Source organism: Nitrospira sp. BLG_2 (assembly GCF_049222245.1).
Map to the genome: position 1 here is coordinate 1 of NZ_JBLYIG010000187.1, position 6,668 is coordinate 6,668.

The window sequence follows — 6,668 nt, forward strand, 5'->3', positions numbered from 1 at the left end:
GCCCGTGCCGCCTTCACAACTCCTTCCACCATATGCTCCGTGAGAAATGGACGAACGGCATCATGCACCAACACCACATCGACATCATCATGGACGGCCTCAAGCGCATGCCTGACGGAATCTTGCCGTTCATGTCCTCCCGGCACCACTTTCGTCACCTTGGTAAAGCGATGCTTCGCCACGATTTCTTTGAGGCAGTAGTCCATCTCTTTCTGGGGAACCGCCAGAATGACTTCCTCGATAACGGGAGACGCTTGAAGCACGCGAAGCGAATGGAGAATGAGAGCTTGACCGCCAAGCGCGAGAAATTGTTTGGGCACTGAGCCGCCCATGCGAAGGCCCCGTCCGGCGGCAGGGACGAGAGCCACGGTGTGGTTATTCACGACTGAAGTCTAAGTTGCCCATTCTCATGGCGGAATGGGTATGAACACACGTTACGTGCGCATCTCGGCACAACACCTCAAACTTGCGTGTCTTAGCAAACCCTCATGGACGAAGCGTCAGGTAAATCGTCCGTCCCTGGCGTTTCAATAAAAGCAAGACCGCTTGATCTTTAGGCAACTTGCCGGCAATCCGCTCAAAAACCTTCACCGACGTCACAGCCTGGCGATTCACTTCGAGGATGATATCGCCCTCGCGGACACCCACTTCCTCGGCCGCAGTACCGGGCCTTACCCGAACGATCACTACGCCACGCTCGCTTGACTTCAATCCATACCGGCTCGCCAACTCTTGGGTCAAGTCGCGGACATCAAGGCTGGAGAGCACACCCGTCGGCGAGGCTGATTCACCTCCCTCGTCTTCGCCGTTTTGCGACATCGACTTGGGCTGTTCAACGATCGTGAGGTCGACCGTCCTCGGTTTTTTATCGCGAATGAACTTGATAGCGACTTTTTTTCCGACCGGCGTTTGAGCCACTGCATTGCGCAAGTGAGTCGGTGAATCCATGGGTTTGCCGTCATACTCGATGATGACGTCGGCCCGTTCGAACCCGGCTTTTTTTGCCGGGCTGTCATCCATGACATCGCTGACAAGCACACCCTTTGTCTCCGTAATACCGAATTGGGATGCCAATTCCGGCGTCAACTCCTGGATAGATACTCCAAGCCAGCCACGAACGACCTTTCCCGTTTGTACGAGCTGCCCCATGATCGACTGCGCCATATTACTGGGAACGGCAAAGCCGATCCCCATGTTCCCGCCGCTCTGACTGAATATCGCGGTATTGATTCCCACCAGCTCTCCTCGCACATTGACCAAGGGTCCACCGGAATTGCCCGGGTTGATGGCCGCATCCGTCTGGATGAAATCTTCGTACTCGGCAATGCCTGCGGCCCGCCCAAGTGCGCTGACGATCCCCAAGGTGACGGTCTGTGTCACCCCGAACGGATTGCCAACAGCCAGGCCGAACTCCCCGACTTCCAGTTTATCTGAATCGGCCCACGCTACGGTCGGAAGCCCCGTCGCATCAATCTTCACGACCGCCACATCGGTCTTCGGATCGGTGCCGATCAGCTTCGCCTTAAACTCGCGCTTGTCAGAGAGAGTCACGCGAATTTCGTCCGCCTTCCCGACCACATGGTTGTTCGTGATGATGAGTCCATTGGTCTCGACAATCACGCCGGACCCCAGCCCTCGTTCTTTCCTTTCCTTGGGGTGCTCGAACTTCCGGAAAAACTCGTCGCCGAAAAACTTCCTGAACAATGGATCATCAAACGGGGTTGCGCCGGAACCTTCCGAACGCCCACTCTTCGTCGCGTAGATATTCACTACCGCCGGTTTCACCGACTTTGCAATGTCCACGAATGTTTGATTGCTCCCGCCCAGCATGGGCTGGGGGGCGGTCGATACGGGCCGGGCGATAGGAGGGGGCGGTGCCACTGCGGACGAATCAGGATCTGCATGGCCCGTAGGCAACCAGCCGAGGTCAGACGCAACGACAAACCCTATGATGATTCCCGTCGTCAACAACGTTGCGGCAAGAAGCCACTTCCTGGTGCCCTGAGACGGTTTGCGATTAAAATCCACTTGATTCATGGTATCGATTCGCTCTTCTCATCACCGATGCGTGAGAGCTCATTGCACCTCGCCGCGGTAAATCGCCATGATGGTTTGGAGGAACTTGATAGCCTCCGCCTTCGGACGCTGGAATGAGTTCCGGCCGATGATGGAACCGAAACCTCCCCCGTCGCGAATGGCTCTGGCTTCCTCGAATATATTCTTGTCTTCACTCTTTGCGCCGCCGGAAAAGATGACGATCCGGCGGCCGTCGAACGTGCTCTGCACAACATGTTTCACCCGTTCCGCCAACGTCTTGATGGGAATCTGTTCGGCATCGTAGACCTTTTTTGCCGCCGACTGTTCGAGATGCGCGCTTGGGAGTTTGACCTTGATGATATGGGCGCCGAGTTGAGCCGCAATCTGCGCCGCATACGCCACCACGTCAATCGCGGTCTCACCCTCTTTGCTCAAGGCCGATCCACGGGGATAGGACCAGACCACGACTGCGAGACCGCTATCTTTTGCTTCTTCCGCAATGGCCCTCAGTTGTTGATACATGGCATTGCAATGGGCGGAACCGGGATAGATCGTGAACCCAACGGCCGAACAACCCAACCGAAGAGCATCCTTCACACTGCCGGTCACGGACGGCAGCGGATCCTTCTCATCATGCAGCACGTCGTGATTGTTGAGCTTGAGAACGAGGGGAATCTGGCCCGCGAACTCGCTTGCCCCGGCTTCCAGAAACCCCAGTGGTGCGGCATAGGCGTTACACCCGGCCTCGATCGCGAGCTGGAAGTGGTAGTGAGGGTTGTACCCAGGTGGGTTCGGCGCAAAACTCCGAGCGGGACCATGCTCGAACCCTTGATCAACCGGCAAAATGACCAGTTTGCCGGTCCCGGCCAACTTGCCGGACCGCAGCAAACGAGCGATGTTGGTCTTAGTCCCTGCATTGTCGCTGCCATACCAACTCAGAATTTCTTGAACCCGGTCCCCCATACATTCCTCCCCACAACATCACAGTACCACATCAATGGGTACCTAGGCGTTCCCCTGAATGTACGCTTCAGCTTGTTCGACATCTTGCGGACTTCCGATCAGCAACGGCACGCGCTGGTGCAGTTTTTTGGGCTCCACTTCCAAAATTCTCGATGTCCCCGTCGAGGCTTTCCCGCCGGCCTGCTCGACGACAAATGCCAACGGATTCGCCTCGTAAAGCAGCCGCAGTTTCCCTTCAGGTTTATCGACTTCCCCGGGATAAAGAAAGATTCCGCCTCCAAGCAACAGGCGGTGCACGTCGGCCACGAGACAACCCGAATACCTGCTGCTGTACGGACGACCTGTCGTCTTGTCGTTGACTTTGAGTGAATCCACATACTTCTTCGTTCCCTCGGACCACTTGTGGTAGTTCCCTTCGTTCGCAGCGTAGACTTTTCCCTTTTGCGGAATTCTCATCCGCTCGTGCGACAGGAGATATTCTCCGATGCCGGGTTCGAGCGTAAATCCATATACCCCTTGTCCAACGGTGTACACCAGCATGGTACTTGAACCGTACAAGACATACCCGGCCGCGACTTGTTCAGTCCCTCGGCGCAACAATTCCTCTTCGGTGGGCAACCGATCGGCCCGGTCATACTTGAGAACGGAAAAGATGGCCCCGAGCGGCATATTGTTGTCCGTATTGGAGGAGCCATCGAGCGGATCGAACAGCAACATGTATTTACCGTGCGGCCAATTGCCCGGTATCGAGATCGGTTTTTCCATTTCTTCGGAAGCCAAGGCGCAGACATACCCGCTGTGTTGAAAGACTTTGACGAAGTCGTCGTTCGCGATGGCATCCAACTTCTTGACCGTTTCTCCCTGCACATTCGTGTCGCCGGTCGTTCCAAGAATGTTGATCAGTCCGGCGCGCCGAAGATCTTGCGAAATGAGCTTGCCGACCAGACCAATCTGAGTCAACAAACCGGAGAATTCTCCCGTCGCATCTTGATGCGAGGCCTGACTCTGAATGATAAAGCGGCTTAACGTAAGGGGAAATTCTCTCATGACGATGCCCAGTATAACGGGTTTGATCCGTGCGAACAATAATGTCTGTTCAATACCTTTGCTCGGCGGAACCGATTCCAACCATGCCGTCGACCAGATCTGCGACGATCGAGCCAAGCACGACCTTCGCTTTCATCCGAACAGGGATCCTCCGTTCATCATTCGTGATCCAAACACGGATGTTGCCCTGATTCATAAACAGCCCATGGAACGGCATGATCACAAGAACCCGGACGGTCTCGCTCTTTCCCCATGCCCCTTCAATCATCTCGATAGCTTCGACGCGAACCTCGACCGGCCGATTTTTCTTGTCATGGTATACGTTCATTTTCAACGAGGCTCCGGGGCTCGTCGGCAACACCGTGCGCGTATAGTACAAGCATGAAATGATATCGTGTGTCCCGGCCGGGATGGGGAGCGACTCCGTCGTTCCTCCTCTGACGGCCGTTACCATGCCCTCTTTCTGATGGAAGACATATTCGATGTCTTCTTTCTTTTTGCCTTCGCGCCGTCGGAACATCATATGTTCCGGAGTCAAGGTATCCAAATCCAGTTCCGATTCTACACGATTGTCGACAGGGAAAAACTTGGTGAGAACCGGTGTTGATTGCGCGGTTCCCACCAACCTCGCGACGGCTTGATCCTTTCGCCCGTCCATTCGGGCTACTTCCATCACCGCGACCACTGCCGTAAAATTGAGCCAGGAGACCTCGTACATCAGCCGTTCCCCAGCCTGGAACGGACGCTTTGCCTCCCCTAGAGGTTCCGCTTCAGTGGAGCCGATACAGTATGGTGACAGAACAACCCCGGCGACCAGGACGGCATACCGGCACATCTTGGTAACACTGAGGCTGGGGACCAAGAAAGGCCGGGCAAGCGCGGATGTCAGCACCCGAGCGCCTGCCTCGCCTCCGTGAGTTCATCCTCGATGAGCGCTCGAATGATGTTGAGTTGTGCGGAGGACATTGCTTCAAATCTCAAGACTAAGGCCGGTTGGGTATTGGAAGCTCTGATAAGCCCCCATCCTCCGTCGAATACCGCACGGACGCCGTCGATCGTGATGAGGTTTTGGAGCACCAGTTTCCTCGGTCCGAGACCCAGTTTGGCATTCAAGTACCCAGTGAATCTCTGGCGAATCCGCTCAACGACAGCGAACTTCACAGTATCAGGGAGATCCACTCGTATCTCGGGTGTGACGACCGAACGAGGCAGATCCGACACTAAAGCCGAAAGCGGCTGTCGGTTCTTCGCCAAAATTTCCACGAGCCGGCACGACGCATAGACTGCGTCGTCGTACCCGAAATACCGATCCGCAAAAAACATGTGCCCGGACATTTCACCGGCCAATACCGCCGCCTCTTCCTTCATTTTCGCCTTCATCAGCGAATGACCGGTCTTCAACATGATGGCGCGTCCGCCACGCTTGGCTATGTCATCGTAGAGACTCTGCGATGCCTTCACTTCAGAAATGATGGTGCTGCCAGGTTTCACCGCCAGGATGTCGCGCGAGTAAAGGACCAGCAGCCGGTCCCCCCACAGCACATGACCCTGCTCATCTACGGCCCCGATTCGGTCCGCATCCCCGTCATACCCGATTCCCACATCGGCTCCATGCTCCTTCACCGCTTGCATGAGATCGGACAGGTTCTCAAGGACCGTGGGATCCGGATGATGATTGGGAAAGCGTCCGTCCAGATCGCAATAGAGCCCCGTTACTTTACATCCCAACAACTCAAGCGCTTGTTTGGCGACAAGGGAGGCCGCGCCGTTCCCGCTGTCGATCACCACATGCAACCGGGTCGCTTGGACATGAGAGAAGTTTTGCTGAATGTAAGCCAGATAGTCGGGAATAATCGGATGCTCGGAGAACTGTCCTCTCCCCGAGACGAACGCTCCTTTTTCCATCACTCTTCGAAGTTCCTGAATCTCTTCTCCATGAATGGCGGCTTTTCCGATACAGATCTTGAACCCATTATATTCTGCCGCGTTGTGGCTCCCGGTAATCATGATGCCGCCGCCGACGGGCAGAGTGAATAATGAGAAGTACACCAAGGGTGAGGGGCAAATTCCGATGTCGATGACATCGAGCCCGCCGGCAAGCAACCCCTTCAGAAGCGCCTTATGGAGGGCTGGAGAACTCAACCGGCCATCGCGCCCCACGCTGATCGTGTTCACTCCACGTGTACTCACATAGGTGGAATAGGCTCGGCCTAACCGTTCCGCCAGATCCTCGGTCAATTCACTGCCGACAATTCCCCGCAGATCATATTCTCGAAACAAACCCACGAGTCCTCCTCTGCACTAAGCCGATTAACAGGTTGCTATCCGACCGTAGTCATCCTTGAACCGCACGATATCATCCTCGCCAAGATAAGGCCCATTCTGCACTTCGATGATGTGCACTGTCTCTTGCCCAGGATTTTCCAATCGATGCGTGGTCTTCACCGGAATAGCCGTACTTTCTCCGACCTGCAGATCGAAGACTTCTTGATCTCTTGTGACGCGAGCCGTACCGCCGATCACCACCCAATGTTCGCTGCGTTGATGATGCATCTGGAGCGAAAGCCTCCCGCCTGGATTCACGGTGACGCGTTTCACTTTGAATCCGGGGCCTTCCTCCA

The 6,668-nt window shown here is 55.5% G+C and carries 7 protein-coding genes; all 7 read right to left on the minus strand.

Features of this window, described 5'->3' with window-relative positions; translation table 11 throughout:
• The coding region (locus ACOSYY_RS05150) for an IspD/TarI family cytidylyltransferase (RefSeq protein ID WP_421661196.1) at positions 1-383 on the minus strand (383 nt) is incomplete at its 3' end.
• A 103-nt stretch (positions 384-486) separates the two neighbouring features.
• Complete coding sequence (locus tag ACOSYY_RS05155; RefSeq protein ID WP_421661197.1) at positions 487-2,037, minus strand: DegQ family serine endoprotease; 1,551 nt, start codon at positions 2,035-2,037, stop codon at positions 487-489.
• Positions 2,038-2,076: 39 nt separating this feature from the next.
• The gene (locus tag ACOSYY_RS05160; protein ID WP_421661198.1) at positions 2,077-3,000 is read right to left on the minus strand and encodes a class I fructose-bisphosphate aldolase; all 924 of its coding nucleotides are present in this window, start codon (positions 2,998-3,000) and stop codon (positions 2,077-2,079) included.
• A gap of 42 nt (positions 3,001-3,042) precedes the next feature.
• On the minus strand, positions 3,043-4,047 hold the full coding sequence (gene fbp / locus ACOSYY_RS05165; RefSeq protein ID WP_421661199.1) for a class 1 fructose-bisphosphatase: 1,005 nt from the start codon (positions 4,045-4,047) through the stop codon (positions 3,043-3,045).
• A 49-nt stretch (positions 4,048-4,096) separates the two neighbouring features.
• Positions 4,097-4,939: a DUF3108 domain-containing protein gene (locus tag ACOSYY_RS05170; RefSeq protein ID WP_421661200.1), complete on the minus strand. Its 843-nt coding sequence runs from the start codon at positions 4,937-4,939 to the stop codon at positions 4,097-4,099.
• The gene (locus ACOSYY_RS05175) at positions 4,933-6,333 is read right to left on the minus strand and encodes a phosphomannomutase/phosphoglucomutase (protein ID WP_421661201.1); all 1,401 of its coding nucleotides are present in this window, start codon (positions 6,331-6,333) and stop codon (positions 4,933-4,935) included. The genes ACOSYY_RS05170 and ACOSYY_RS05175 overlap by 7 nt, the downstream gene beginning before the upstream one ends.
• A gap of 24 nt (positions 6,334-6,357) precedes the next feature.
• A partial coding sequence (locus ACOSYY_RS05180; protein ID WP_421661202.1) for a cupin domain-containing protein occupies positions 6,358-6,668 on the minus strand: 311 nt, incomplete at its 5' end.